The 25,959-nt window shown below is 57.2% G+C and carries 19 protein-coding genes; 14 read left to right on the top strand and 5 right to left on the bottom strand.

The features are described 5' to 3' along the window. Window positions 1-75: 75 nt before the first annotated feature. Entirely contained in the window at window positions 76-513 is a 438-nt protein-coding gene (locus M4951_RS13880; protein ID WP_262022251.1) for a hypothetical protein, read from the bottom strand. Between the two features lie 472 nt (window positions 514-985). Here M4951_RS13880 and M4951_RS13875 point away from each other — a divergent pair, with 472 nt between their 5' ends. Continuing rightward, window positions 986-1,657, top strand: a complete 672-nt coding sequence (locus M4951_RS13875; RefSeq protein ID WP_262022250.1) for a response regulator transcription factor — start codon at window positions 986-988, stop codon at window positions 1,655-1,657. 27 nt (window positions 1,658-1,684) lie between these two features. On the opposite strand, the gene M4951_RS13870 is transcribed toward M4951_RS13875, so the two are convergent. After that, window positions 1,685-3,109, bottom strand: a complete 1,425-nt coding sequence (locus M4951_RS13870; protein WP_262022249.1) for an OprO/OprP family phosphate-selective porin — start codon at window positions 3,107-3,109, stop codon at window positions 1,685-1,687. A 193-nt stretch (window positions 3,110-3,302) separates the two neighbouring features. On the opposite strand from M4951_RS13870, the gene M4951_RS13865 reads away from it, so the two are divergent. Then, window positions 3,303-4,802 (top strand): sensor histidine kinase, encoded by a 1,500-nt coding sequence (locus tag M4951_RS13865; protein WP_262022248.1) that lies wholly within the window; start codon window positions 3,303-3,305, stop codon window positions 4,800-4,802. Between the two features lie 203 nt (window positions 4,803-5,005). Here M4951_RS13865 and M4951_RS13860 read toward each other — a convergent pair whose 3' ends face one another. Next, window positions 5,006-6,085, bottom strand: a complete 1,080-nt coding sequence (locus M4951_RS13860; protein ID WP_262022247.1) for a hypothetical protein — start codon at window positions 6,083-6,085, stop codon at window positions 5,006-5,008. Continuing rightward, window positions 6,079-6,261 (bottom strand): hypothetical protein, encoded by a 183-nt coding sequence (locus M4951_RS13855; protein ID WP_262022246.1) that lies wholly within the window; start codon window positions 6,259-6,261, stop codon window positions 6,079-6,081. Before M4951_RS13855 ends, M4951_RS13860 begins: the two co-directional genes overlap by 7 nt. A gap of 293 nt (window positions 6,262-6,554) precedes the next feature. Here M4951_RS13855 and M4951_RS13850 point away from each other — a divergent pair, with 293 nt between their 5' ends. The 11 genes from M4951_RS13850 (at window position 6,555) to M4951_RS13800 (ending at window position 22,109) form a co-directional block, all read left to right on the top strand. After that, the gene (locus M4951_RS13850; protein WP_262022245.1) at window positions 6,555-7,316 is read left to right on the top strand and encodes a hypothetical protein; all 762 of its coding nucleotides are present in this window, start codon (window positions 6,555-6,557) and stop codon (window positions 7,314-7,316) included. Window positions 7,317-7,559: 243 nt separating this feature from the next. After that, window positions 7,560-9,266 carry a GspE/PulE family protein gene (locus tag M4951_RS13845; protein ID WP_262022244.1) on the top strand — a complete coding sequence of 569 codons (1,707 nt, stop codon included), beginning with the start codon at window positions 7,560-7,562 and terminating at the stop codon, window positions 9,264-9,266. Window positions 9,267-9,323: 57 nt separating this feature from the next. Continuing rightward, on the top strand, window positions 9,324-10,529 hold the full coding sequence (locus M4951_RS13840; protein WP_262022243.1) for a type II secretion system F family protein: 1,206 nt from the start codon (window positions 9,324-9,326) through the stop codon (window positions 10,527-10,529). A gap of 39 nt (window positions 10,530-10,568) precedes the next feature. After that, window positions 10,569-10,970, top strand: coding sequence for a type II secretion system major pseudopilin GspG (gene gspG / locus M4951_RS13835; RefSeq protein ID WP_262022242.1), 402 nt, complete (start codon window positions 10,569-10,571; stop codon window positions 10,968-10,970). 11 nt (window positions 10,971-10,981) lie between these two features. After that, window positions 10,982-11,614, top strand: coding sequence for a prepilin-type N-terminal cleavage/methylation domain-containing protein (locus M4951_RS13830; protein ID WP_262022241.1), 633 nt, complete (start codon window positions 10,982-10,984; stop codon window positions 11,612-11,614). A 200-nt stretch (window positions 11,615-11,814) separates the two neighbouring features. Then, window positions 11,815-12,429 carry a hypothetical protein gene (locus M4951_RS13825; protein WP_262022240.1) on the top strand — a complete coding sequence of 205 codons (615 nt, stop codon included), beginning with the start codon at window positions 11,815-11,817 and terminating at the stop codon, window positions 12,427-12,429. Then, on the top strand, window positions 12,426-13,430 hold the full coding sequence (locus M4951_RS13820; protein ID WP_262022239.1) for a PilW family protein: 1,005 nt from the start codon (window positions 12,426-12,428) through the stop codon (window positions 13,428-13,430). Before M4951_RS13825 ends, M4951_RS13820 begins: the two co-directional genes overlap by 4 nt. Continuing rightward, window positions 13,427-15,136, top strand: a complete 1,710-nt coding sequence (locus M4951_RS13815) for a type II secretion system protein GspK (RefSeq protein ID WP_262022238.1) — start codon at window positions 13,427-13,429, stop codon at window positions 15,134-15,136. The genes M4951_RS13820 and M4951_RS13815 overlap by 4 nt, the downstream gene beginning before the upstream one ends. Before the next feature lie 17 nt (window positions 15,137-15,153). Next, the gene (pilM, locus tag M4951_RS13810; protein WP_262022237.1) at window positions 15,154-16,737 is read left to right on the top strand and encodes a type IV pilus biogenesis protein PilM; all 1,584 of its coding nucleotides are present in this window, start codon (window positions 15,154-15,156) and stop codon (window positions 16,735-16,737) included. Continuing rightward, window positions 16,734-17,915, top strand: coding sequence for a putative Ig domain-containing protein (locus tag M4951_RS13805; RefSeq protein WP_262022236.1), 1,182 nt, complete (start codon window positions 16,734-16,736; stop codon window positions 17,913-17,915). Before pilM ends, M4951_RS13805 begins: the two co-directional genes overlap by 4 nt. 579 nt (window positions 17,916-18,494) lie before the next feature. After that, entirely contained in the window at window positions 18,495-22,109 is a 3,615-nt protein-coding gene (locus tag M4951_RS13800; RefSeq protein ID WP_262022235.1) for a secretin N-terminal domain-containing protein, read from the top strand. A gap of 1,010 nt (window positions 22,110-23,119) precedes the next feature. Here the strand turns inward: M4951_RS13800 and M4951_RS13795 are convergent. Beyond that, window positions 23,120-23,824 carry a BON domain-containing protein gene (locus M4951_RS13795; RefSeq protein ID WP_262022234.1) on the bottom strand — a complete coding sequence of 235 codons (705 nt, stop codon included), beginning with the start codon at window positions 23,822-23,824 and terminating at the stop codon, window positions 23,120-23,122. A 323-nt stretch (window positions 23,825-24,147) separates the two neighbouring features. Here M4951_RS13795 and M4951_RS13790 point away from each other — a divergent pair, with 323 nt between their 5' ends. After that, entirely contained in the window at window positions 24,148-25,956 is a 1,809-nt protein-coding gene (locus tag M4951_RS13790; protein ID WP_262022233.1) for a DUF3352 domain-containing protein, read from the top strand. Window positions 25,957-25,959: the final 3 nt, after the last annotated feature.

The raw sequence follows: 25,959 nt of genomic DNA, 5'->3' as shown, positions 1-25,959 counted from the left end.
ACTTTTCTGAGATCGAGCAGCGATGAATCCAAAACGAAAGTGAATAAGGCATGGTGGGCGAAAAGAGAGCGGCGTTTAGGCCGCAGGGGGCCCACGAAGGAGAAAAGTATTCCGGCTGCGCAGCGTCTGAGCTGCTTGTTCCTCGACGATTTGCAAAGTTGTGGAGTTTCGCACAACGCGAGGGCGATAGTCGATTGGCGCCCAGAGGAAGTCGGCGTCCGATTTGGACTGGACGTCGCACGGTTCCGCTTCCGCCAGCGCGGTTTTGTCTGAGTCGGGACAGCTGACGTCGAAGTAGACGCTTGGCAAAGCGGCGAGAAAGATCGCGCTCAACGGGACCGGAATCAAGCGAGTGAACTTCCCTTGCAGCAGCGTACGCAGACCGATCAGCAGTAACAAAACTCCGCTGATGATCGCGAGCTCAGAATCCGTTTGCAGCAAAGCGTGAGAGGATTCGCGCAGCAAGCTGAGCGGATCTCCTGCGATGCTGCTCGCGACGTTATCGGCTGCCATTGCGAAAACTTTTTGTTGCGGTAAGTCAGCGGGTCTTGCTTCGGTTTCTCTGCGGCGGGCGTTCCTGTTCAGCAAACCTGCGCGGCGGCGTTGTGCGACAACGTCGCCGCCGCCGCTCAGGTGCTGGGGACTGCTACGGGGCTTGCGTTACGCGTGCCGTCCGCGACGGATGTTGCCAAACTTCGCGATGGGGAGCGAAGCGGCGGAACCGGGCGGAGGTTATCATGGGGGGCTCAGCAGTGTTGTTTCTAGCGCGATGGCGGAATCGGTTTTTCGCCGTTCGCAGGGGGTGAAGCGGTGCAATTCAACGGTGATGCAATTTTGCGTCGAGATGCCAGGAAGTGCAAAGGTAGTTAGAATTAAAAAACATTCATGTTCTCCCGGTTACGTTCATCCAGTACGGTAGATTCAATGGTTTCAGCGGCAAAGTAACTGCCGCTTAGGACGTACAAACGAAGCTCGGGTCGCCGTAATGCACATTTTAGTCGTCGAAGACGAACAACTCCTGGGCAAGTCATTGTCACGCGGGCTCACCGAGGCCGGGCACGAATGTACGTGGACCCGCAGCGGCGAGAAGGGGCTGGAATACGCCAGGACGCAGCAATATGACGCGATCTTGCTTGACCTGATGCTGCCTGGGATCGGCGGGTTGGAGGTCGTCAAAACGCTGCGTGACGAAGGAATCGGCACTCCGCTGTTGATTCTCACGGCGCTGGGATCGGTCGATGATCGCGTCCAAGGGCTGGATCATGGCGCTGACGACTACATGGTGAAACCGTTCGCATTTCCGGAGCTGCTCGCGCGGCTCAACGCGATGTGGCGCAGAGCCAGTCCGCGGCCGGCGCTCAACTACGAAGCAGGCCCACTAGCGCTCGACTTGGGGAGTCGCAAAGTGACGCGCAGCAGCAAAGAGATTGATCTTTCGCCGTCGGAGTTCAGCATCTTAGAACTGCTGATGCGGCATGCAGGTCAGATCGTCTCGCGCAAGATGCTGAACGAGCATCTGTGGGGGCAGGACTGGAATGGAATGACTAACGTCATTGACGTCCACATCAACCATCTGCGGCAAAAAGTAGATCGCGGATTCGACGAGCCCCTGATCCACACCGTGCGGGGCAGGGGCTACGTTTTACGAACCGGCTAAGTGAGCTCGCTTTCGCGCCGGAATTGCTTAGAACGCCAGCTGGCAGCGTGCGGCGAAGATGTTCGCGTTGCTGTCGCCGAGAGTTGGATCGTTCAACATCGCATGGATGTAGTTGAACTGGAACTTGGTAAACTTGTTGACGTACCAGTTCAAGCCGAGCGTCGCGTCGTTCAATTGACGACCAGGACCGGCGTTGGCGCCAATCCACGCGCCATTGAAGTCCGCATAGGACCATCGAGCCGTCACTTCCCAGGCGCCGATTCCGCCGTAGCAGGGCTTCACGTCGTGGAAGGGGGTGATCGCTCCAAATACGCCGGTCTTCCGATTGTACGGCAGCTTTTCGCCGGTCAGGATGTAGCGACCTTGGATGTAGGCCGCTTCGATCGTTTGGTTCGGTCCGCCTAGCTGATCTAGTTGCAGCCATTGCGCTTCGGACTGGACGTAAAATCGTCCATAGGCGGCGGCCGCTTCTAAGCGGTACGAGCTGACGTGGTTGGTCGGAACCACGCCGGTGTCGATGAACGGCGGAACGCTCGATAGAATGTTTCCTTGGAACCCGGTGCTGTCGACGATTTGAATTTCAGGTTGCGATGCGAAGCGAGTAGTATTTAAGGAGGGATCGACATAGTAATAGTCGGCGCCCAAATGCACCAGGCGTTCGCCATCATCCTGATAGATCGGCAGCATCGTATAACGACCAACGAAACCATAGCCGCCGTTGTCGCCGGCGGTGTTGCCAAAGTTATCGGTCTGATAGCGAATCACCGAAGCGGCCCAGGTCATGTTTTCGCTTTCGCTGTGATCGTAGAAGCCGACGCCGGTTTGGCGGAACGGAGACATCGAAAACAACAGCGAACGTTCGAGAAACGGCAGTTCGCGCACGCTCGTCAATTCGTCCATGCCGAACGGCTGGCGCCAGCGACCGATGCGAACGTTGCCCAGCAGGGCCACTTCGCTAAAGTTTACCCAGACGTCGGTGAAGCGGGCCTGGCTGACTGCGAAATCATATTCCATGTTGTAGTTGACGTTTTCGGCGACTTTGCCGTTCACGCCCAAACGCGAGCGACGGAAGCCGCTACCATCTTGGATGTCGCCAACCGTAGCGATATTCGCCTGATTTTGGTCGAACCAATCCGAGTCCAAGTGAAAGAAGCCCGAGACCTTCAACGTGGGATAAGTTGTGGCCGGAGGGCACGGCGGTAGGCCGACGTTGGTGTTTATCACCCAACCGGCCTCTTCCGCAGCTGTCGAATAGGAGGCCTCTTGGTAGGGGGCGCTGCCGACCGTTTTGGCGGCGGCCAATTCGTTGCGCAACAATTCGATTTCGCTCTCCATCGAGAGGAGACGTCGTTCGACATCGGTTTCAACGTAGCCTTCCTGCCCAAAGCTCGTGCGGACAAAGCCTATACAGGCAAGAAGGAACATCAGGGTCGCGATCCGGCGCATCATCATGATACTTCCGACAGTTTTTTGTATTAGGCGTAGGGAGTGGGGTGTTGGATTCTCATCGGCTTTCTCATTTGACGATGTCAACTATTAAAATCCCTTAAGGCGCCTGGTCTTCCCGAATTCACGTAGTGCTAGCGATCGAGTTTGCGATTCACAAAATATACGACTGCTTAGTTTGAAAACTTGAAGGTAAAGCATGAGTCCCTCCTCTCTCTGGATCAACGAACGTTGGAAGACCCTGAAAACCGCGTCTCAAACGCTGCGATTTCGGCTGATGGTCTGGAATGCGATCGTCGTATTGTTGGCTGCAGGAGCGACGCTAGCGGGGCTGCGCGAAGGGGTTCGCTACGCGCTCTATCACGAAGTGGATCAGCTGCTAGCAGAGGATATGCGGCAAATCGTATTGATGCTCAATGAACGTCCGATTGATCTGGTCGACATGCGTCAGACGCTCGAACAGCATGCGGAAGGACACCTGCAGCATGGTTGGTTTGTCGCTTTTATGGGCGAGAATTCGGACGTCATTTGGGCGAGCGCGAAAGCGCCGGACGAGGCGCTGCACTACGCAAAGAAGATCGCCGATTCCCGACCGATCGAAGTTGGTTCGATTCGATTCGTACAGCACCAATTGGGCAAGCCGGAAGAAGGGATCGCGTCGATCCGTTTAGGAACCAGTTTGCGGCCGATTTGGGACGATTTAACGCGTGTCGATCGTCAGGTCTTGGTCGCGTCGGGCATCGTATTATTGCTCGCGCCGCTCTGCGGATATTGGCTCGCCGGGCGCGCCACCGAACCGCTATCGGACATGATTCACGCTTCGGCCCGGTTGCGACCTAGCCATCTTGAAGAACGTTTGCCCTGGCGGGGAACCGGCGACGAGATGGATCAACTAGCGGCGACAATCAACGGGCTGCTCGATCGAATCGCCGTGCATGTCGAACGGAAACAAGATCTGCTGGCCAATGCGGCGCACGAACTGCGCACGCCGCTCGCGGCGATTCGCAGCAGTATCGAAGTAACGCTGAACGAACCGCGGCCGGTCGAAGATTATCAAGAGTTGCTCGGCGAACTGATCGAAGAGAACTATCATCTCGAGACGCTGGTCAATCAACTGTTGCTGCTCTCCGAAACCGAGTCGGATCGGCGTTTCTTTCATCTCCATCGGATGTCGTTGGATCTGGCTGTGCAAAGGTCGGTCGATATGTTCCGCGGCGCCGCCGAAGAGAATGGGTTGACGCTCCATAGCGAAATGGAATCTTGCTGGGTGCGCGGCAATGTCGAGCATCTTCGCCAGGTGGTCAACAATCTGCTGGACAACGCGATCAAGTTTACGCCTGAGGGAGGTCGGATTGACGTGCTGATCCAAAAGTCGGCCGACAACGGGACGGTGGAGCTCTCGATCGCCGACAACGGGTGCGGCATTCGGGAAGAAGATCACGAGAAGGTCTTTGAACGTTTTTACCGCGGCGATCGCAGACGAGTTCCCGGCGAACCGACGCAAGGAACCGGTCTCGGACTCAGCATCTGCGCCGCGGTCATCGCATCGCACGACGGCAGTATCCAGATCGAAAGCGCGCCCGACGTCGGCACCACCTTCCGCATCACACTGCCGGTGTTTGACCCCGCGACGATCGAAGACAACGCTAGCGACGGCGAACTAACGGTTGGCGAGTCGGCGAAGCAAGCGGCGAAGTAGCCTCATCGCAGATCGCGTTTTGAGGTTGCACTATTTCCCTGGTTGGCCGCGATAGCTCCGCTATCCGGGGCGCCCGAACTCTATTCGGCCACAAATAACGCACATCAAAACTCGCGTCTGGGGGCTCCGCTTGTCCAAGAAACAACAACAGCCGCTCGGCGAGAGGCGGCTGTTGTAGCGAAATGAACTTTGATGTTGGGGGTCTAGCGACGGCCGAAGCCAAAACCGCTGCGCGGGCGATCACCTCGTGACGGCGGTCCGCCGCTCCGTTCCGATGGCGCCGCCGACGCGGTCGAAGAAGAAGTGCGGCTGGACGAAGTCGAGGAAGTGGACGAAGTCGAACTTCCGCCCCCTAAAGCTTCCTTGGCCGTAATAAAGCCGTCGCCGTTCAGGTCGTACCGGGCGAATTCTTCCGCTTTGCTGTCAGACCAGACGACCGAGTATTCGCTCATGTGAATCTGACCATCTTCGTCGGCGTCGTTCGTGTTAAACCAATCGGGCAACCCTTTCGGTAGACGCTCTAGCGGGCTCAAAAAGCGATAGGTTTCGACTTTTTGATCCTCGGCGCGGCTGGACGCAAATGATGACCGGTTGGCGAAGCTTGAGATGCGGCTAGCCAGTTCATCGGTCGAGATTTTGCCGTCGCGGTTCTTGTCGTAGTTGCCGAGATCGCTTTTGAACCATTCCTCTTTTTCGAGGTAGCCGTTGCCGTTTTTATCATGTTGTTTCAACAGGGCTTTCGCGTTTTCGCGCACGTCCCCTTTGTCGCCGGAGTCGCGTCGATCTCCCCCGCCATCGTCATCTTTGTCTTTGTCACCACCTGCCGAGAAACCAGAAACGCGTTTGGCGAGTTCCAGACGATCGAGCTTACCATCCTTGTTCAGGTCGGAACCTTCCGGCGGAGTGCGCCAGCGAGCGCCCGACCATTCGTAGCTGTCGAGAAAGCCGTTCTTGTCTTTGTCATAGCGGTCCAGCATGCTGGTGACGCTGTCGATCGTCTTCTGGTCAAACTTGTTTTCCAGCGCCATTCCGGTGTAGGGAGGGGGCGCGTCAAATCCTTTGGCTGCTTCCAGGCCGTCGCTCTCACCAAAACCGGGAACGGTTGCCGGCTCGGCTCCTTCGCTTTGTTTTTTTATCGCGGCGGTCAGTTTCTCAATATTGATCGGGCCTTTGTCGGTATAGCCGGAGCGTTCTTTCATCCGATCGAGAAAACCGCGAGCCCGATCCGAAACTTCGTTATCATCCAGCACACCGTTGCCGTTTTGGTCCATACGTTTCAGCATTTCGGTCGGATCAAAACTACGCCGTCGATCGTCGCCACCTCGGTCTCTACCACGATCATCTCCTCCGCGATCGCCGCCGCGGTCTCTACCACGATCATCGCCGCCGCGATCACCGCCGCGGTCTCTACCACGATCATCGCCGCCGCGATCACCGCCGCGTCCGCCCCAATTCCCACGATCCCCACCGGGACCTTGGGCCTGGGCAATCAAAGGGAGCGAGAGAGCTAAAACGAGCAGCAGAATGAAGTTTCGCATCGCGGAATCGTCCTCATAGGAGGGCCGGAAATAAAAGCAGCAAGTAGAGATACCTATTATTAACCGAGCGGTCGATCGGTTGTTTCGGTTTTATCGGAATCAAGCCGAAATCGCCGGAACCTCGGGCCCTCTTGCGGGTTAGATTTACGGTGGAGATTCATCAACAAACGCCTTTTAAGGCTTTTTTCGTCTTTTCGATGCGGAGAGTACGGTCATGAAATATCGATTTGCCGGTTTGTCGTTAATGGTTGCGGCACTTGTGGTTACGCTCAGCTCCCTCTCGCTGGCCCAAGGTCCCGGCGGACGTGGTGGGTTTGGCGGCGGATTTGGCGGACCTGGCGGCGGCGGTGACGAGTTTGGCCTGTTGAACAGCCAGCAAGTTCGAGAAGAACTGGAAATTCCCGACGCCCAATATGAAGAGATCCGTGAAATCCAGAATTCCGTTCGCGAAAAAATGCGCGAAGTCTTCCAAGGAATGGGCAATTTTCGCGACATGAGCGAAGAAGAGCGGGCCGAATTTCGCGAAACGATGCAGGCCAAAATGGCGGAAGTTCAGACCGAAGTGAAGTCTGAAATGGAGAAGGTGTTGCTGCCGCATCAAGTTTCTCGCTTGAAGCAAATTGCGTTACAGCAGCAAGTCGCTCGCGGCGGCGGTCCTGGCGGCGGAACGGGCGCAGCCAATGCTTTGACCAATGAGCGCGTTGTCGAAGCTTTGGGTTTGACCGAAGAGCAGATCGCCCAGTTGCGTGAAAAGCGAGAAGAAGTCACCCAAGAGCTGCGTGAGAAGTTGGCGGCCGCCCAAAAAGAAGCGGAAGAAAAGCTGCTGAGCGTGCTGACGCCGGAGCAGCAAGCGAAATGGAAAGAACTACTCGGCGAACCGTACGAATTGCAGTTCGGCGGGCGAGGCGGCCCGAACAACCGCGGCAATCAGAATAACCGTCGCGGCCGAACGCCTGCCGGTGACGACAGCATCTAGGCGTGCGAGTGAAAATTAACCAGAAAACCCCTGGTTCGCCCGCACGGGCCAGGGGTTTTTTCGTCGCGGTTTGCATGTTTTGCGAAACTTTGGCGCCATTTCCGGCGTTGGAACTTAGTAGACAAACAATCTAGCGAACAAATGAGCCAATCTGGGGGACGAACAGTTACAATAAGTTCCGCCTCCTCCTTTTCACCCCTTATCCCATTAACTGCCCCAATCATGGTTGAAGCCGGCGAAATCTTGGTACGTCATGGATTGATCTCAGCCGAACAGTTAGAGATCGTTCGTCGCGAACAAAAGCTGCCTGGAGACGCGATCGAACGTGCGGTGGAGTTGGGATTTGTCGAGGAAGAAGACGCGCTGAAAGCGCTCGGCGTGGAGGTGGGGCTCGATTTTGTCGATCTAACCACCGCCGATATCGATCTCTCGCTGTTGAAAACGTTGCCGCAGCGGTTGATCTATCGTCAGTCTCTATTTCCGCTGCAGCGCCGTAACGGCAGTGTGATTGTTGCGACCAGCGATCCGTTTGATCTGTACCCGCTGGACGAAGTCGCCGCCGTCACCGGCTTGTCGGTGGTGCCGGTGCTGGCCTCGCGGGTCGAGATCGCCAAGCTGATCAAAGCCAATTTGGGCGTCGGCGGCGAGACGGTGGAAGGACTGCTCGCGCTGAAGGAAGAAGACGGCGACAACGATATCGAACTGCTGGATGATATCGAATCGGACGGCTCGGAACTTTCCGAAATGGCCCAAGAGGCCTCGGTCGTCCGCTTGGTCAACGAGATCATGTTTGAAGCGATTGAATCGCGCGCGAGCGACGTGCATATCGAATCGCAAGGCAACGGCCTGGTCGTCCGGTACCGCATCGACGGCATGCTCCACTCGCAGCCAGTCCCGCCGGAGATCAACTATTTTCAGGCGGCGATCATCAGCCGCTTGAAAATCATGTCGCGCTTGAACATCGCCGAGAAACGTCTGCCGCAAGACGGCCGCATCAAACTGAAGGTGCGCGGCCGCGAGATCGACATCCGCGTCTCGATGATCCCGATGATTCACGGCGAAAGCATCGTGATGCGTATTCTCGACAAGGGTTCGCTCTCGTTCGACCTGCGCACGCTCGGCATGGACGAAGACGTCTATCAACAATTCAAAAGCATTATTTCGTTGCCGCACGGTATCGTGCTGGTGACTGGTCCGACCGGTTCTGGAAAGACGACGACGCTTTACAGCTCGCTGCTTGAAATCCAAGACGAGTCGACCAAGATCATCACGACCGAAGACCCGGTCGAATATCAGCTGGACGGGATCAACCAGATTCAGGTCCATCCCAAGATCGGGCTCACCTTCGCCGCTTCGCTGCGTAGTATTTTGCGGCATGACCCCGATGTCGTGCTGGTTGGCGAAATTCGTGATAAAGAAACGGCCGAAAACGCGGTGCAAGCCTCCCTGACGGGGCACTTGGTGTTCAGTACGCTCCATACCAACGATGCGGCTGGCGCTTTTGCGCGAATGATCGATATGGGAGTCGAACCCTTTTTGATCGCCAGCACGATTGAAGGCGTGATGGCCCAACGCCTGGTTCGCAAGCTCTGTCCGCACTGCAAAGTCGCCTATGTGCCGAAGCGTGGGGAACTGCCGGCTGATTTTCCGTGGGATGACTTTATCGCGGCCGGAGGCAAACTGCAGCAGCCGACCGGATGTCGCCAGTGTCGCGGAGTCGGCTATCGCGGCCGAATGGGTATCTACGAGTTGTTGATCACCACCGAAGAAATCCGCGAGCTTGCTCACGAAGGGCTCAGTACGCACAAGATCAAACAGATCGCCAAAAAGAACGGCATGCTCACGTTGCGACAATATGGCTGGCGCAAAGCGCTGAGCGGCGATTCGTCCGTTGAAGAAATCCTGCGCGTCACGAAGCCGGAAGCTGTCGGCGTCTCGGCGCCTGCCTGACCCGTTTTGCTCACGAATCCACTCTTTTCGATCTCACTCATTTTGCTGTAGCCTCCGATGCCTGACTTCACTTACATCGCGCGAGATACGACCGGCCGCAAGGTCAACGGCGTGCTGTCGGCGGCGACCGAGCGAGACGTGATTGTGCAGCTGTCGGGGAAGTCGCTTTTTCCGATTGAAGTGAAAGCCGAGTCGAAAGGAAGCGGGTTTCGGATCGGCGGCAAGCGAGTCAGCGCGCAACAATCGGCGATCCTTTACGCGCAGCTTTCTTCTTTGATCCGCAGCGGCGTGCCGCTGATGCGATCGTTGAAAGTGCTGCGTGAACAAGCGTCGAACGTCGCGCTGCAGGAAATCTTGGACGACATCGTCAGCCGGGTCGAAGAAGGGGCTTCGCTCGACGAAGCGATGCGCCGCCATCCGAAAGCGTTCAGCGAAATGGCGACCAACATGGTTCGCGCCGGCGCAGAGGGTGGATTCCTGGAAGATGCGCTCGATCGCGTCGCCAAATTTACCGAAGATCAGGAAGATCTGAAGGGCCGCACGATGAGTGCGCTCGCCTATCCCGTTTTTCTCGGCGTGGTCGGCTCGTTCGTGCTTGGCTTTCTGCTACTGGTCTTTGTGCCGCAGTTTGACGAGCTGTTTGCTCGCTTGCGTGAGCGGGGCCAATTGCCGGCGATCACCGACTGGCTGTTGTGGTTCAGCACGTCGGTCAAAAATTTTGGCATTCCACTTTTGATCGGACTGGTCGCGCTGGCGTTTTACATCAACCTACAACTAAAAACCGAGACCGGACGTCGCCGCTGGGACTGGATCAAAATCAAAATGCCGATGCTCGGTTCGATCTTGTTGTCGCTGGCCGTCGCGCGGTTTTGCCGCGTGTTGGGAACGATGCTGAAAAACGGCGTGCCGATCATCCGTTCGTTAGAAATCAGTCGCGACGCCGCCGGCAATCTGATCTTGGCCAAAGCGATCGAAGACGCTTCTGAGAATATCAGCGCCGGCGAATCGTTGGCGAGTCCGTTGTCAGCCTCCGGCTACTTCCCCCGGAACGTGGTCGAAATGATCAGCGTCGCGGAAGAGTCAAACTCGCTGGACACGGTGTTAGTCGAAATCGCCGATGGTCTCGAGAAGCGGACGTCACGTCGGCTCGATCTGACCGTGCGGTTGTTGGAACCCATGATGTTGCTGGTGATGGCGAGCATCGTGCTCGTCGTCGTCATCGCGCTGTTGCTGCCGATCTTCCGGATGAGCAGCAGTTTGTAATCCCCTATTTTCGTTCAATGGTTAGGAGTGAGTTTAGCTATGTCGCATCAGCGCAATCGCCGTCGGCGCCGCGGTTTTACGTTGTTGGAAGTGTTGCTGGTCCTCGTGATCTTGGTGATTCTCGCCTCGTTCGCTGGCGTTGCAATCTTCAGCAGCTTCGATCAAGCGAAAGAAAAAAGTACGACCGTGCAAGCTGCGATGCTGGAACAAGCTTGCAAAACCTATTTGCTGAACATGGGGCAATTGCCCGAAAAGCTGGAAGATTTGATCGTCGCGCCGGCCGGTTCGACCAAGTGGAAAGGTCCCTACTTGGAAAAAGAGGAGTTGCCGAAGGACGCTTGGGACAATGATTTCAAATACAAGAAGAGCGCTAGCGGCATGCCTGACGTTTACTCGGCAGGCCCCGACGGCGTCGACGGTTCGGACGACGATATTCAATAAGCTGGACCTTGATGAAGAATCGCAATTGCAACTTGAACTCAGGGCGATCGATCGGGTTTACCCTGCTCGAACTGCTCGTCGTGCTGACCTTGCTGGTGATTCTGCTGTCACTCGCGGCGCCCAGCATCTTGGCGCCGCTACGTTCGCAGCGATTGAAAAGCGCCGCTGACACCATCTGCGCCGAGTTCAGCAAGTCGCGCGTCGAAGCGATGGAATCGGGACGCGTGCGGATGTTTCGCTTTCAAAAGGAGACCGGCAACTATCAGGTTGAGCCCTGGCTGCGCGCGAGCGATACGCAAGAGAACAATCTGGTCGGCGAGGGAGACCGCGTCGTCGGCAACTCGCTGATCACGCAGTCGGTCGAAGCGACCACGCGTCAAGGAGAGTTGCCGGAAGGGGTCGTCTTTATGGGCGAGCAGGTCGATATCGATATGCGATCCTACGAAACGACCGACGGACAAATCGCCGAAGGGGGCGCCGCGGACCAGTCGCGGCCCATTCTTTTTTATCCGGACGGAACCACCTCGGACGCAATGGTGGTGTTGAAGTCGGAAGATGGCTCAATGCGGATGGTCAAACTACGCGGCTTGACGGGGATCGCCAAGGTCGCCGAAGTCGAAACGACGGAGGACCTTTCGTTGTGAACGCAAATCTTCCGCTGTTTAACTCGCATCTTTGTACAGAAAGTCTTCGTCACGAAAATCTTCGCAGCCCTCGCGGACGATTTTTGAGGTTGCGCATTTCGACAATTTGGCTGGCGTCTCTCTTTGTAGCCCGTTGCGCAAGTTTTGAAGTTGCGCTATTTCGAGCCAACTGGACACTAGCCCGCTGCGCCAGCGAGGGAATGCGGCTGGTCACTTCCATCCGTGTTGGTATCGCCAAGCGGATTCCCTCGCTGGCGCAGCGGGCTAGTGTTACGACGTTCGGCTTCGATCCGGCTTCGATTCGCCAACCGCATTTCCCTCGCTGGCGCTTCGGGCTACGAAGAACGAGCAAGGTCGGTTTTTCTCTACTGGAAGTCGTTTTGGCGTTCGCGATTCTCGCGGGCGCATTGGCGGTGCTGGGGCAGTTGATCGGCATCGGTTTTCGCAGCGCGCGCGAAGCGGAAGGGTTGACCGAGTCGCAGATGATCTGCCAGACGATCATGGACGAGATCATTGTCGGCGTTCGCTTGCCCGATCCGGTGCAAGATATTCCGGTCGACATGCTCAGCGAAACCAACATCACGCTTCCGGCACGCGAGGTTGTTTGGTCGTACTCGATCGACTCGCAACCGGCGACAATGGAAGGGCTGTTGGCGGTGCGGGTATCGGTTCGCCGCGTCAACGCGACTTCGCTGGCCGACGCCGATCAGTTTCAGCTGATTCGCTGGATCCCCGATCCCGAGGCGGAACTCTTGGAAATGCCGGAGTCGAGTGATCCGAATTCGAGCAGCAGCATGAGCGGAGGCGCGATATGAGTCGCATCTCTCACCATCGTTGGCGGCGTCGCGGTCTCTCGCTGCTGGAATTGATGGTCGCCTCGGCGATCGCCGTCGTCTTGATGGCGGCGGTCAGCGCGGCGATTCATATGTATTCGCGCGCCGTCGATATCGGCCGCACCAATGTCGAAGAAGCGCAGTTGGGTCGCGCCGTCATGAAACTGATGGAAGAGGATCTCCGTAATTGCATTTGGAAGAACGAGATCGATTTTTCTTCGGTCGAAGCGCTGGCGTCCGGCTCTGCATCGAGCGCTGCGAGTTCGCTAACAGGCGGCGCGATTACCTCGGACATCAGCAGCACTCTTGATTCAACGACCGAAACAGACGCCAGCCTCAATACGACTGACCTGGCCGCGTCGAGCGTTCCCGCGATGCAGATTGGCCTGTATGGGAACGCGACCGAATTGCAGTTCGATATGAGCCGCTTGCCGCGTGTCGATGAGTACGATCCCGAGTACGTCGGCTTCCGATCGCAGAAGCTGGCTGATAAGCCGAGCGATGTGAAGACGGTCACCTACTATTTGTTGATCCCTGGTTCGGCCTATCAAGGAACCGTCGGGGACTCCGCCGATCGAACGGTGGAGCAGTCCGGACTAGTGCGCCGCGTGCTCGATCGCTCGGTGACGCAATGGGCTCTGGAGAACGGCGATACCGAGCAGTTGGACGCAACGGCTGAAATCATCGCGCCGGAAGTCTGCTTCTTGAACTTTCGGTACTTCGATGGTTATGAGTGGTACGAAGAATGGGATTCTTCCGCGATGGGCGGACTACCGCTGGCCGTCGATATTGTGGTCGCGATTCGTTCGACCGATGATCGCGGCAGCGCCATCGACGACGGCGAGACGATCGTGGTCGGCGTCGCCGAAGGGGACATGATCTATCGTCGGTTGGTCCGGATTCCGATCGCCGTGCCGATCGATCCGCTGGCCGAAGAAGACGCAATGATGGAATCCGGCTCCGGTTCGGAGGCCGCCTTATGAATCGCCAACGGGGGAAACAAGACCGCCGCGGCGCCGTGCTGATTGTGGTGCTGGTCGTCGTGATGATGCTGACGCTGGGCGCTTATGCGTTCACCGAATTGATGCAAACCGAAAACCATGCCGTTCAATTGACCGGGCGACAAATTCAAGCCCGCGCTTTCGCCGAGTCGGGCGAGTCTTTTTTGGAATCGTACCTGGCTCAAGAGCCGGAATACATTACCGAATTGGGCGGGATCTACGACAACCCCGCGATGTTCCAAGGGCAGTTGCTTGTGGATGACGAGGAAGACGAGCGACAGCGGGGCCGGTTTACGGTTTTGGCGCCGCTCGTCGATATTGACGGCTACTTGAACGGAATTCGCTATGGACTTGAGGATGAGTCGGCTCGGTTGAATTTGAACGCTTTGCTGATGCTGGATGAGCAATCGAGCGCCGCTTCAGGAATGGCGAGCGCCGCCGGCCTCGCTGACGCCAGCGGCGCAGCGGCCGCTGGCGCGTCTTCAACGATTACCGGTCTGGCCAGCGACGAGTCGCTTACCTCTGGCAGCACTGGGCGGCAATTGTTGATGGGCTTGCCTGGCATGACCGAAGACATCGCCGACGCGATTCTCGACTACATCGACGAAGACGATGAGCCGCGTGAGTTTGGCGCCGAAGTCGACTACTACTCAGGACTCGATCCACCCTACGCGCCCAAGAATGGGCCGCTGGAGACGGTCGAAGAATTGCTGCTCGTGCGGGGAGTGACTCCGCAGCTCTTGTTTGGTCGCGACGAAAATCGCAACGGCGTCATCGATCCGCAAGAGCTCGCGCTGTCGGCCGATTCCGATCGTTTCGAACAAGACATGCTGACCGAGGCGCCGGAACGAGGCTGGACTTCGTTTCTGACGTTGTATGGGATGGAAAAGAACTACGGCGCCGATGGAATGGAAAAAATCTTCATCAACGATGAGGATGTCCAAGCGTTGCACGCGCGACTGATGGAAGTTGTGCCGCAAGAGTGGGCCGATTTTATCGTCGCCTATCGCATGTATGGCGCCGGCACTGCGAGTTCCAATGCGACCAATCAAAACTATGTAACGACCGTCCAGTTCGATTTTTCGCAACAGCCGAAAGGAACTTTTGCGAGCGCGCTCGATTTAATCGACGCCGTCGTCTCCGTTTCGCCGTCAAGCGGCGGCGGACAAAGTTCTGGACAAAACGGCCAAACGCAGATGATGAAATCGCCGTTTCAGCAGCTCAACGCCGCTCAGTGGATGCCCGACTTTATGGAGCTGCTGACGGTGAACGAGTCGCCGATCATCCCGGGCCGCATCAATATAAACCAGGCGCCGCGTGAACTGCTGGTCGCGATCCCCGGCATGACTGAAGAAGCGGCGGAAGCGATTATCGCGAATCGCGTGCCGGTCGCCGACGAAGAGAACCCAATGCGGGCCTACGAGACTTGGATCTGGATGGAGGGGCTGGTCACGCTCGAAGAGATGAAGACCCTGTTGCCGCTGGTCAACGCCGGCGGAAACGTCCATCGCGCCCAAATTGTCGGTTATTACGAAGGTGGACTTGCATTTAGTCGGCATGAGGCCGTGATTGACGCTACTCAGCCTGAGCCGCGGCTATTATTGTGGAGAGATATAAGCCATCTCGGGCGCGGTCATCCCTTGGAAGTCTTGGGAATCGGAATCGGATTTACAGGCGCAGCCAACTAAGTGGGAGCGGACGCCAAATGGCGAAATTGATAGGTATCGAGTGGGACGGCAGCGAGATTCGCGTCGTCGTCGCGCGCCCGCGCAGCGGAGGCGTGACGGTGGATTCGGCGTTCGCCGCGCCGCGGACCAGCGACCTGGCGGAGTCGATCAGCGCGGCGCTGGCCGATCGCAATATCGCCGTGGGACCAGTCTGCGTCACGCTGCCGCGCAGCAGCGTCGAACTGCATGTGTTGACGCTGCCTCCGGCGCCGGATGAAGATTTACCCGACATGGTTCGCTTTGCGGCGATTCGTGAGTTTACGGCGCTGACCGACGACTGGCTGCTCGACTATACGCCGATCGAAGTGAACGCCGTTGGTCAGACGATCGTATTGGCCGCCGGCATCTCGGGCAAAGGCCTGAAAGGGGTCGAGACCCCTTGTTCGTCCGCTTCGCTGGCGGTGGAGCATGTCGGCGTTCGTCCGCTGGCGGCCGCATCGCTGATGGCGCGTGACGCGCACCACGCTTCGTCAGTCGCGTTGGTCGTTGAATCGAGTTCAGATGATATTGAGTTGACCATCATCGCCGATGGCGCCGTTGTCTTTACTCGATCGACGCGCCTGCCAGGCGAAGAAGGAAGCGAAGAGCGGCAAAAAGCGTTGCAGCTCGAATCGCGCCGCACGTTGATCGCCGCTCGCAATCAGCTGGGCGCGCATAGCGTCGAAAAAATCATCCTGGTCGGGCAGGAAGAACTGTCGGGAATGAAAACGTCGCTCGCGGCGACATTAGGTTTGCCTGCCGAGTTGTACGACCCATTCTCAAGCCCCGCCGTGAAATACAGCGGCGCCGAGAAGCTGGTCAATCGGGGACGCTACGCCGGCTTGTTGGGACTGTTGGTCGAGCAATCGGCGCCATCGACGCGATCGTTGGATCTGCGCAATCCGCGTCGTCGTCCGGCGCCGCCGAGCAAGCGTCGTCAGTATGTGACGTACGCAACAGCGGCTGCAGTCGTCGTGGCGCTGGTCGCCGCGGTGATCTGGATGCGGCTCGGTTCGCTTGATAGTGACATCGACGCCGCCAAGACCAAGCTCGCCGTTTTGAAAGAATCGAACGAAGCGGCCGTCGCGCAGCAGAACGATGTCGAGAAAATCGATCGCTGGCTCGAGTCGAACGTGCAGTGGCTCGATCAGGCCTACTGGATGGCGACCAGCTTGCCGCCGGCCGAAGAAACAATCCTCTCCCGGTTACAGATGGACGCGTCGCAGACCGAAGGAGGCGTGATCATGCTCGACGGCTTTGTCGCCAGCGAAGGGGGAATCAAAAAGCTGGAGACCTCGCTACGAGATGACCAGCACCAGGTCAGCAATCTCGGCAGCAAACAATCCGAAGTGACGGGTTACGACTGGAATTTCCAGGAACGGATCATCGTCGCCAAGCCGACGGAACCTCCCTTTGCCGAAGTGGAGCCGGCCGAAAAGCGAACCGCCGAAGAGCCTACGAAGGAAGAACCCGCCAAACTTGAGCCTAACCCAATGGAGCCAGCTTCTACCGAGCCGGTCAATACCAAATCCGCCGAAGGCGAGGATGCCGCGGACAAGACGGAAGAGGGAGCCCAGTCATGAATCAACGTGAGAAAATTTTAGTTGGTCTTGTCGGGCTGTTAGTCATTTTCGGCGTGCTCTATTTGGGTTACGGCCGCTATGCGAGCGCCTACGACCAACGCGCCAAACAGCTCGCGGCGCTGCAAGGACAAATCGATCAGGAAGAGTTCGTCGAAATCCAAGCGATCCTCGCCGCCCAACGCTTGGCGACCTATCGCGAACATAGTCTGCCCGAGGACTATCGCGTTTCGCAGTCCTTGTATTCGAACTGGCTGCACGAAAAAGTGGGCGAGGTCGGCTTTGAAGATGTCAGCATCAAGCCGCTAAGCAGGAAGAAAGTAGGAATGCACTCGGAGTATGCGTTCAGCGTTCGCGCCAAAGCGCCGTTGGCTCGCATTACTCAATTTTGCTACGAGTTTTATGCGTTTAACGTGCTGCACAAGATCAAATCGGTGTCGCTACGTCCCTTGCCCGATTCAGAGAATCTCGAGGTGACGCTGTCGGTCGAAGCGATTGGGATCGAAGGGGTCAACGATTTGGTGGACGCCAAAGCCAAGCGTCGAGAACTGCTCACTCATGGTGAGTTAGCCGATTATCAAAAAGTGATTTTGGCGCGCGACTTTTTCCGCCCCGGCAACAAGACGCCCAAGTTGGTGTCGACCACCAAGCATACGGCCGAAATGGGGAAGACGTTCAGCTATGCCGTCAAAGCGGAAGATCCCGACAAGAAGGATCGCGTTTCTTTCCAGCTGGGAGAAGGCGCTCCGACGGGATTACAAATCAGCGAGCGGGGAACGATCAGCTGGAAACCGACCGAATTGGGAGAATTCAAATTCAACGTCATGGTTCACGACGATCGTCAACCGACCATCATGGACTCCAAAGAATTCACCATCGCCGTCGTCGAGCCAAAACCGCCGGAGATGAAACCAGAACCAAAGCCATCGTTTGACGACGCGGCGCATGCGTTTTTGACTGCGACGATCGTTTCTGGCGAGTATCCCGAAGCGTGGGTTAGCCTACGGACCAAAAACAAAATGCTCCGTCTGAAGCCAGGCGAGAAGTTTGAAATTGGCCAACTCAAAGGCAAGATCCTCTCGGTCGGCGACAAGGTGATCGAGCTTCAAATCGGAGACGAAACCGTCCAACTTCGCATCGGCCAACCGCTAAGCGAGGCCCGCAGCGCGGCCGAATTGTAGGATTTCTGTTTCCATCGCTTGAAGTGGCGCAATGTTCCGGTTGGCCGCGATAGCTCCGCTATCGGGGCCGACGAAGTCGGTAAGAGGCGTTGCTCCGCAATGCGTCTAAAATCGGCGGTTTACCATGCTGTTTGAAGTGGCCTGCGCACCATGGAACGGTGAGCTTGGTATGGATGTCTCTTACGGCTGCGCCGCCCCGATAGCGGAGCTATCGCGGCCAACCGGGCGTGGTTTGGCTAAATAGGGCGCTTTCAAATACGCCCGCGAGGGAACCTCTCTCAGCAATTCTTAGGCGGATCGATGTAGCCAGACGCATTTCTCTTGCTTGCGCTGGCGGACTACGAAGAGCAATTGATTGCCGCGGCTAACACGGAAGCTCTTGCTAGCTGGCTCGCCTCTGCTGGCACTGCTGCGCCGCGGCTTACCGAGGCGTTACAGCTTCTCATCGGTGGCAATCTGTGGCGCTTTTCCTGGCAGGAATGCTTGTAGGGATTAGACCTCATGTTCCGATCAATCCAAGAAGTCAACGTGCGCGGTCGATTCGTCCATTGGACGTAAAATCCGAAGAAGGGTTTGCTGATGCTTTATTGCATTTTGGGACAGAGAAGGTCTCTTATCATCGCGCTTCTCTTCGCGACCTGGTTCGCTGGAGCAGTCGGTCCCGCGATCGCCCAGGCTCCGGTAACCGCCGGAGCACGCGAAATTCGCAGCTATTCGGTCGATCCAGAGCGACTGCAGAACCTCTTGGAGGTCTTCCGTCAGCTTTACGCGGAAGATAAAGGAGCGACCTTCACATCGGATGCTAAAGGGGGAACGCTGGTCGTCGCCGCATCCGAAGAAGTGCAAACGCAGGTCGAGGCCTTCCTAAATCGCTCCGGTTATCTGCGCGATGGAAATACGAAGCTGGCTCCGGTACGCGTGGCGACGCCGGTCGAGAATGCTCGCCATCAACATACGCGTTCGCTGGGCAATGGTCAGGTCGAAGTCGAAGTGAAACTGGGCCAAGCCGATTGGCGTCAGGTCGAAAACCGCACAACGCAGTTGCTGGGGCAACGTCCGCCGGTGGCGCTGACCGCCGAAGGAGCGATCGCAACCCTGACATTGCCGACCCGTACCGATAAAAAAATCGCCATGCAGATCTACCGCAAAGACAACGTGGTCTTGTTGCGTGGCGACGAAGAGGGGGTGAAAGCCTGGTCGCAGGTAGTGCGAGCGATTGATGCGCCGCCGCGCAGCGATGAATACCGTACCGATCTGGTGTCGCTCCGCAACGCGAAGCGAGAAGACGTCGCCGAGGCTCTCGCGCCGCTGACTGATAATGAAAACAGCATGGCGAAACGCGAAATCTTCGAGGCGCTGAAGAAAGTCGCCGGCGAGCAAAAGATGCGTTGGAGCGGCGATATGGCGGCGATGATTTTCCAGCCGGGCGAAGCGCAAGATGGCGCCGCCGCCGATGATGCTCAGCCGGCGGCTGAGCAACCTGCCGAGCAAATGCAGCCAGCCGTCGATGATCAGGTGACGCTGGGGCCGGAAGACGACGCCGGTTTGATTGGGCCGGTGCAGATTGAGTTTCTGGAAGGGCTGGACGTGATTGTCGTTCGCGGGCATCGCCGCGACGTCGAGCGAATTACCCGCATCATCAACGACATCGAACGCTTGAGCGCCGAAACGCAGCCGGTGATCGAAGTTCGTGAACTGCTGCACGCCAACAGCGAAGCGGTCGCCGCGACCATTCTGCAACTGTACGAGGACTTACTGCAGACCCGTTATGGTCAGGTAAGCATCACTCCGCTGGGGCGCCCTAATGCGATCTTGCTGATTGGTCGCCAACAGAGCGTTGACGGCATTTTGGAACTGATCGAAAAGTTGGATCAACCGGTAGGTCCAGAACGGATGCTGCGTGTTTTCCAACTCAAATATCTCTCCTCCGCCGACGCGCAGACGCGCGTGACGGAGTTCTACGCCGAGCCGGTTAATCTTAACCCCCGCGTTCGTTCGACCGCCGACTATCGCAGCAACGCGTTGATCGTGCAGGCAAGTCCGCGGGATATGGCCGAAGTCGAATACTTGATTCGCCAGATCGACGTTCCGGCCGCTGAGTCGACCTTGGAATTAAAAGTCTTTGAATTGAAGAACTCGCTCGCGGAAGATCTCGCGACGGTGATGCAAGCGGCGATCTCGGGTACGCCGGCGACAGGAACCGGTGGACAACAGCAAGGAGGCGCCGCCGCGGCTCAAGTTCGCGCTGCGATGCTCTCGTTTATGACGCTCGATTCACGCGAAGGGCAAATGCTGAAGTCCGGAATCTTGACGGATGCTCAGATTACGGCCGATACGCGCTCCAACGCGTTGGTCGTGCGAGCGCCCAAAGATAGCATGGAGCTGATCGGCGCGTTGATCCAGCGGCTTGACTCGCAGCCTTCGGCCGAATCGCAGATCAAAGTATTCACCATCGTCAACGGCGACGCGACGCAGTTGGCGACCATGTTGGAAACGCTGTTCGGCTTGGACGAAGGGACGACGCAAGGCCAACAGCCGTTTGCGATCGGGGCCGGCGGAGACAACACGCTCGTGCCGATCCGCTTTTCAGTCGACTCGCGCACGAACAGCATTATCGCATCGGGGCCTGCTTCCAGCTTGGCGGTGGTCGAAGCGATCTTGCTCCGGTTAGATCAAGATGACGTTCAGCAACGACAAATGTTGGTCGTGCGGCTGAAGAACTCGAATGCTCTACTCGTTGCCGAGTCGCTTACCGATCTGTTGCAGAACGAAAGTCAACTGCAATCGATCGATCCAAATCTGACCAGCTCCTTTCAGCAAATTGCTCGCGAAGTGATCGTGGTTCCGGAAACTTTCAGTAACAGTTTGATTATTACGGCGACGCCGCGGTACTTCAAAGAGATCGTGAAAATCGTCGAGGAACTCGATGCTCGGCCTCCGATGGTGATGATTCAGGTTCTGATCGCGGATGTGCGACTCGGCAAAATTGAAGAGTTGGGGTTTGAGTTTGGACTGCAAGACTCGCTGCTGTTCGATCGCAGCACCGTACAAAACGGTACGCTCAATCCTGGGTATAACTTCAACAACCAGCCGCTTGGCAACTCTTCGAGTGCGGCCAGCTTGGCGACCGCCGGCGCCGTCGGCTCACAAGGTTTGACCGACTTTGCGCTCAGTCGCACTAACAACGGCTTGGGATACGGCGGTTTCGTCTTTTCGGCGGCCAGCGAATCGGTCAGCGTGCTGATTCGAGCTTTGCAACAAGACAACCGCATGGAAGTCTTGGCGCGTCCGCAGATCATGACGATGGACAATCAGCCGGCGTTTATCCAGGTCGGTCAAAAGGTGCCGTACATTACTTCGTCGCAAGTGACGCAAAACGGTACGATCAATGCGACGGAGTTGATTAACACCGGCGTGATCTTGAGCGTCCAACCTCGGATTAGTCCCGACGGCATGGTCGTAATGTACGTGCAAGCCGAACGATCGCAAGTGGGTGACGACGCAGACGGTATTCCGATCTCGATTAACCAAAACGGCGACGTGATTCGTTCGCCGCGGATTGATACGCAAACCGCGACAACAACGGTCAGCGCTCGCTCGGGGCAAACGATCGTGCTCGGCGGTTTGATTCAAAAAACTACGACCGTCGTTTCACGCCGTGTACCGATTTTGGGCGATATTCCGGTTGTCGGCTCCCTCTTCCGCTACGACAGCTTTAATGGCGCTCGCAGTGAGTTGATGATCATCTTAACGCCGGTTGTGGTCGACTCGGATGACGATGTGGAGCGACTGAAAGAAGAAGAGATGGGTCGCATGAGCTGGTGTCTGGCCGATGTGGCGGATGTGTATGGCGCCGACGCACTGTACGGCGTTGACCTGGCGATCCCAGGCGGAGGCGAAATCATGGAGATCCGACCAGACGTGAATCCGTCGGCTCCTCCGGCCCCGCTGAAACCGAACGCGAACGAAACGATTCCGCCCCCCAATCAGCAACAAAGCTCGTTGCCGATGATGAGTCCGCAATCGGCGCCCAATATGCCGCCGTACGAATCGACTAACGAAGCGAGCTTTGTTCAGCCGCAACTGGCCCCGGCGTCACTGCAACCGGCCAACTTCGGCGTGGCGCCGGTCGGCTTCAACGGAGTGGCCCCCTATCGTGATCCGCGGCCGATTCGCCTGCCGGCGGTAAGGTAGCGAGATGTAGCTGCTGCGACCGATCGCTTTCCAATTGAAGCCAGAGACGTGAAAGGGACGCCGGATGTTCCAGAAAACCCGCATGACAATCCGATATTCGACGATCTTATTGCTGTTGGCCGTATTATCGACCGGTTGCAACACGATTACGCGTCGAGCGCCGCGTATGCCGTGGCAAGACAAGGACGAAGAAGAGTATGGTCCGCCTGCGAAGTTAGTTGCGATTTGGAAAGACCAGGTCTACACGCCGGCGGGACAAAGACCTACACGCGGATTTGGCGGTCGCGTCTATTTTTATGACGCCGCCAATAAGCCGGTCAAAGTCCGCGGCACATTGAAAGTGTACGCTTTTGATGACGACGATAAAACGAAGCGGGATGCGAATAAGCCCGATCGCAAATACGTCTTTGATGCCGAGACCCTGCAAGACCACTACAGCGTTTCCAAGATTGGGCACTCGTATAGCTTTTGGATTCCGTGGGACGCGGTTGGGGGTGAGCAACGCAGCATCTCTTTGGCTCCATATTTCCAAAATGAAAATGGAGGAGGCGTCGTCGCCGGCGACCAAAGTAAAGCGTTGTTGCCTGGGACGCCGAAATCGCCGAGCGAACTGGAAGCCGAAGAAGCGATCCCGCCGGGCATGCCGCAGTCTCCCTACTACGCTCAGCCGGCCGCTTACAGTGTGCCGAATCAACAGCAGCAATCACGTCAGCAACTGCGGACGACCACGATTCCGGTCCCCACGACTCTCGAGCAACGTTTGCTACTGCAAAACGAGACTGGCATGCCGCGCCACGCGCCGCCACAGTATCGGCCATTTCCGACAGAGCAGCCGAGAACCATCGACCAGCAACTAGAGCTAGGTCCGAATCAGTCGGTCAATTTTCAGAGTGCACAGTTTGGAATGAGAAACGGCGGCGGAATTCACTCCGGCGTCAACTTACAGACATTCCAACCCGACTTTCACAACTCGACGCAATACAATCAGTACCTCGCGACGGGAAGCCGACCTACTGGGGAAGCGGCTGCGGTGCAATCTGCAACTCATTCTTTACCGCCGAGACCCCCGGCTCCATCTTCACATATCGCTCCGCCAACGCGCGTAAATCTGCCGAGTCAACCGACCCAGTCAACGTGGCCACAGGCCCTTCCATCGACACCGCAACGTTAGGCCAGGGAAGCGTACGGCGGATCGAACGAGCGACCGTTGTCGAGGGAATGGTTGGATGATTGAATTTGACGACCATCCGCGTCGGAATTCGTTTGTCATCGGTTCCGGCGCCAAAGTTTTGCCCAAACCCTTGATTGCCAAACATCGCGCCCATGCCGCGAGCGAATTGGCTCATCGAGTTGCGACTGCCGGCTTGGCCGGTCGTTCCGCTAGCGGCAAAGGGACTGATGGCGTTCTGTTGGGTCATTTGGGCGGCGGCGGCGGCGACTCCAGAATCTCCACCGGCCGCTGAGGAAGCTCCCGATGTGCTTCCTGTTCCGGTCGACGTGCCGTTCAAGGTTGGAGCCGAAGTCGCCGGCAAATTGGAAAAGGCCGAAGCGCCGGCATTGATCGACTGCGCAGCGCCTCCGGAGTTTGTGGCCCCAAAGTTGGAGGACGGCTGTTGGAAGGTTTGTTGATTCACCAACGATTGAGCGTAGGTCGAACCGGTCCACATCAAGCACGATGCGACAGCAGCGACGACAGCCAGATATTTCGACCGCATATTTCCGTACTCCAACAAATTACCCGCGCTAACGGACATTATCTCGCGTTTTGACCCAAAGAGCAATGCTTTCTTGGATCGGCGCATGCGACGGCAATAGCCTTGCGCATCCTCTTGATCGTCCCAATTCTGCGGGGGGCGCCCTCTTTCTGATCTGCTTGCTGTGATTTGCCCGACCAAGAAAAGCGGAAAGATCCGGAAAGTTCGACTCGGCGGCGCCTGAAACTTTTCCGACAATGGTGAAGTAATTGCTTACGTAACCCTTCTCAGCGGTCCTGTTTCGCTCGTAATCCCTTTGATTATCTGCAGTAAGGCGTCCAAAAATGCGTCCATTCGTTACCCACTCGCTCGTGATCGTCGGGTTGTTGCTCTCTGGCAGCACCCGCTTAGAGGCAGCTCGACCTGCCGCGTCCGATATCTTGCCCGACAATACGGTCGTTTACGCTCGTTTGTCCGACATTCCGGAGGTGAAGGAGAAGTTCGGCCAGACCTCGATCGGCAAAATGCTGAACGATCCGCAAATGCAGCCGTTTGTCGCCGGCGTTTGGCAAGCGGTGACCGAATCGGTCGCCCAAGTCGAAGACCGGGTCGGCATCCGCCTGGACGAAGTTCTCTCGATTCCCCAAGGCGAAGTCGCTTTTGCGTTGGCGCCGCAAGAGAGCGGTCCCATGGCCTTTATGCTGCTGATTGATCTGGGAGACAATCCGGCCGCGGCGCGCAAAGCGATGGATACCGTTGAAGAGTTGGCGACCGGAGACGGGGCGACGCTCGACACGGCGACGTACAAGGGCAAGACCATCAACATCATTCGCGGCCGCCGCGGCCCGTTGGCCTACTGTGAGCAAGACGAGACCTTGCTCCTTTCTAACCGGACCGAGGCGCTCGAAGATTTGATCGAGAACTGGGATGGACTACGAGAAAACCCGCTCTCGCAAAGCCAAAAATTTGTCACCATCATGTCCAACTCGCGCGGCGCCAACGACGAGCCGCCGCAATTGGTCTGGTATGTCGATCCGATCGAAACGGTTCGCACGGTCTCTGCCGGCGGCGCCGGCTCTGGTTACTTGCTGGCGTTTTTGCCGGTGCTGGGGCTGGACGGCGTCAAAGCGGCCGGCGGCAGCTTTATCATGGCGACCGAAGACTTTGATTCGATCTCGCACATGCACCTGATGCTCGAGCGTCCGCGCACCGGCGTGTTAGCGATGATCGCACCCGAAAATGCCGACACCAAACCAGAAATGTGGGTTCCGGCCGATGTGACCAGCTATATGACGGTCAACTGGGATGTCGATAAAACCTACAACGCCTTGGAGAATCTCTACGACAGCATCACCGGCGAAGGAAAGTTGGCCGAAGATATCGACCGGCGAATCAACCAACGGTTGAAGATCGATTTCAAAACCGAGATCCTCGACAATCTGGAAGGTCGATTCACGCTCGTGCAGTGGTACGAACCGCCGGCCCGCATCAACAGTCAGGGGACGATGCTGGCGGCCAAAGTGCGGGATTCGGCCGCTGCCCGAAAAACGTTGGAAGCGATCGTCACCAACTTTTTTGAAGAGAATCTGGGACTCGACGTCCAGCGTCATGACATTGGAACGGCGACCTATTGGACGTTCATTCCCCCCGATCGTCCGCTGCCGGAAGATATGGACGACGCTCGTCGTCGTCGCATCGAGCGAGCTCGCTCGATGCGTCCCGAGCCGACGTTTGGCGTTGTAGGAGAATATCTCTTTGTCGCCGATCGTCCCGGCTTGCTGGATCAGGCGATTCGGACGCAAGCGACCGGTGATCGTCGTTTGGCGGATGACCTGAGTTACAAGCTGATGCTCAGCAAATTACAGCGTCAAGCCGGCGAACGAGAAATCAGCATGATCAGCTTCTACAAGCCAGAGCAAGCGCTGCGAATGTGGTACGAATTAGCGGAAGCCGATTCGACCAAGGAATTCCTCGGCAGTCGTGCCGAAAAGAATCCGTTTCTCGGCAATCTCAAGCAACAGATGGAAGCGAATCCGCTGCCCCCGTTCAGCGTCATCTCGAAATACATGGCGCCCAGCGGCGGGATCTGGATCAACGATGAAACCGGCGTCCACTACATCTCTTTCCAGCTGAAACGCGAGGAAGGGATTTAGGCC

The organism is Blastopirellula sp. J2-11, from assembly GCF_024584705.1.
In the GTDB taxonomy this organism is placed as follows: Bacteria; Planctomycetota; Planctomycetia; order Pirellulales; family Pirellulaceae; genus Blastopirellula.
The sequence above is the reverse complement of the archived record's forward strand: the minus strand, read 5'-3'. Positions and strand labels throughout refer to the sequence as shown.

Bases quoted from the DNA above. Each gene is read 5' to 3' on its own strand.
- M4951_RS13840 (WP_262022243.1), top strand. From the start codon at position 9,324: ATGCCTGACTTCACTTACATCGCGCGAGATACGACCGGCCGCAAGGTC.
- M4951_RS13860 (WP_262022247.1), bottom strand. From the start codon at position 6,085: ATGCTGAAACGTATGGACCAAAACGGCAACGGTGTGCTGGATGATAAC.
- pilM (WP_262022237.1), top strand. From the start codon at position 15,154: ATGGCGAAATTGATAGGTATCGAGTGGGACGGCAGCGAGATTCGCGTC.
- M4951_RS13875 (WP_262022250.1), top strand. From the start codon at position 986: ATGCACATTTTAGTCGTCGAAGACGAACAACTCCTGGGCAAGTCATTG.
- M4951_RS13825 (WP_262022240.1), top strand. From the start codon at position 11,815: ATGCGGCTGGTCACTTCCATCCGTGTTGGTATCGCCAAGCGGATTCCC.
- M4951_RS13870 (WP_262022249.1), bottom strand. From the start codon at position 3,109: ATGATGATGCGCCGGATCGCGACCCTGATGTTCCTTCTTGCCTGTATA.
- M4951_RS13850 (WP_262022245.1), top strand. From the start codon at position 6,555: ATGAAATATCGATTTGCCGGTTTGTCGTTAATGGTTGCGGCACTTGTG.
- M4951_RS13820 (WP_262022239.1), top strand. From the start codon at position 12,426: ATGAGTCGCATCTCTCACCATCGTTGGCGGCGTCGCGGTCTCTCGCTG.
- M4951_RS13800 (WP_262022235.1), top strand. From the start codon at position 18,495: ATGCTTTATTGCATTTTGGGACAGAGAAGGTCTCTTATCATCGCGCTT.
- M4951_RS13880 (WP_262022251.1), bottom strand. From the start codon at position 513: ATGGCAGCCGATAACGTCGCGAGCAGCATCGCAGGAGATCCGCTCAGC.
- M4951_RS13805 (WP_262022236.1), top strand. From the start codon at position 16,734: ATGAATCAACGTGAGAAAATTTTAGTTGGTCTTGTCGGGCTGTTAGTC.
- M4951_RS13815 (WP_262022238.1), top strand. From the start codon at position 13,427: ATGAATCGCCAACGGGGGAAACAAGACCGCCGCGGCGCCGTGCTGATT.
- M4951_RS13795 (WP_262022234.1), bottom strand. From the start codon at position 23,824: ATGCGGTCGAAATATCTGGCTGTCGTCGCTGCTGTCGCATCGTGCTTG.
- M4951_RS13830 (WP_262022241.1), top strand. From the start codon at position 10,982: ATGAAGAATCGCAATTGCAACTTGAACTCAGGGCGATCGATCGGGTTT.
- M4951_RS13790 (WP_262022233.1), top strand. From the start codon at position 24,148: ATGCGTCCATTCGTTACCCACTCGCTCGTGATCGTCGGGTTGTTGCTC.
- M4951_RS13865 (WP_262022248.1), top strand. From the start codon at position 3,303: ATGAGTCCCTCCTCTCTCTGGATCAACGAACGTTGGAAGACCCTGAAA.
- gspG (WP_262022242.1), top strand. From the start codon at position 10,569: ATGTCGCATCAGCGCAATCGCCGTCGGCGCCGCGGTTTTACGTTGTTG.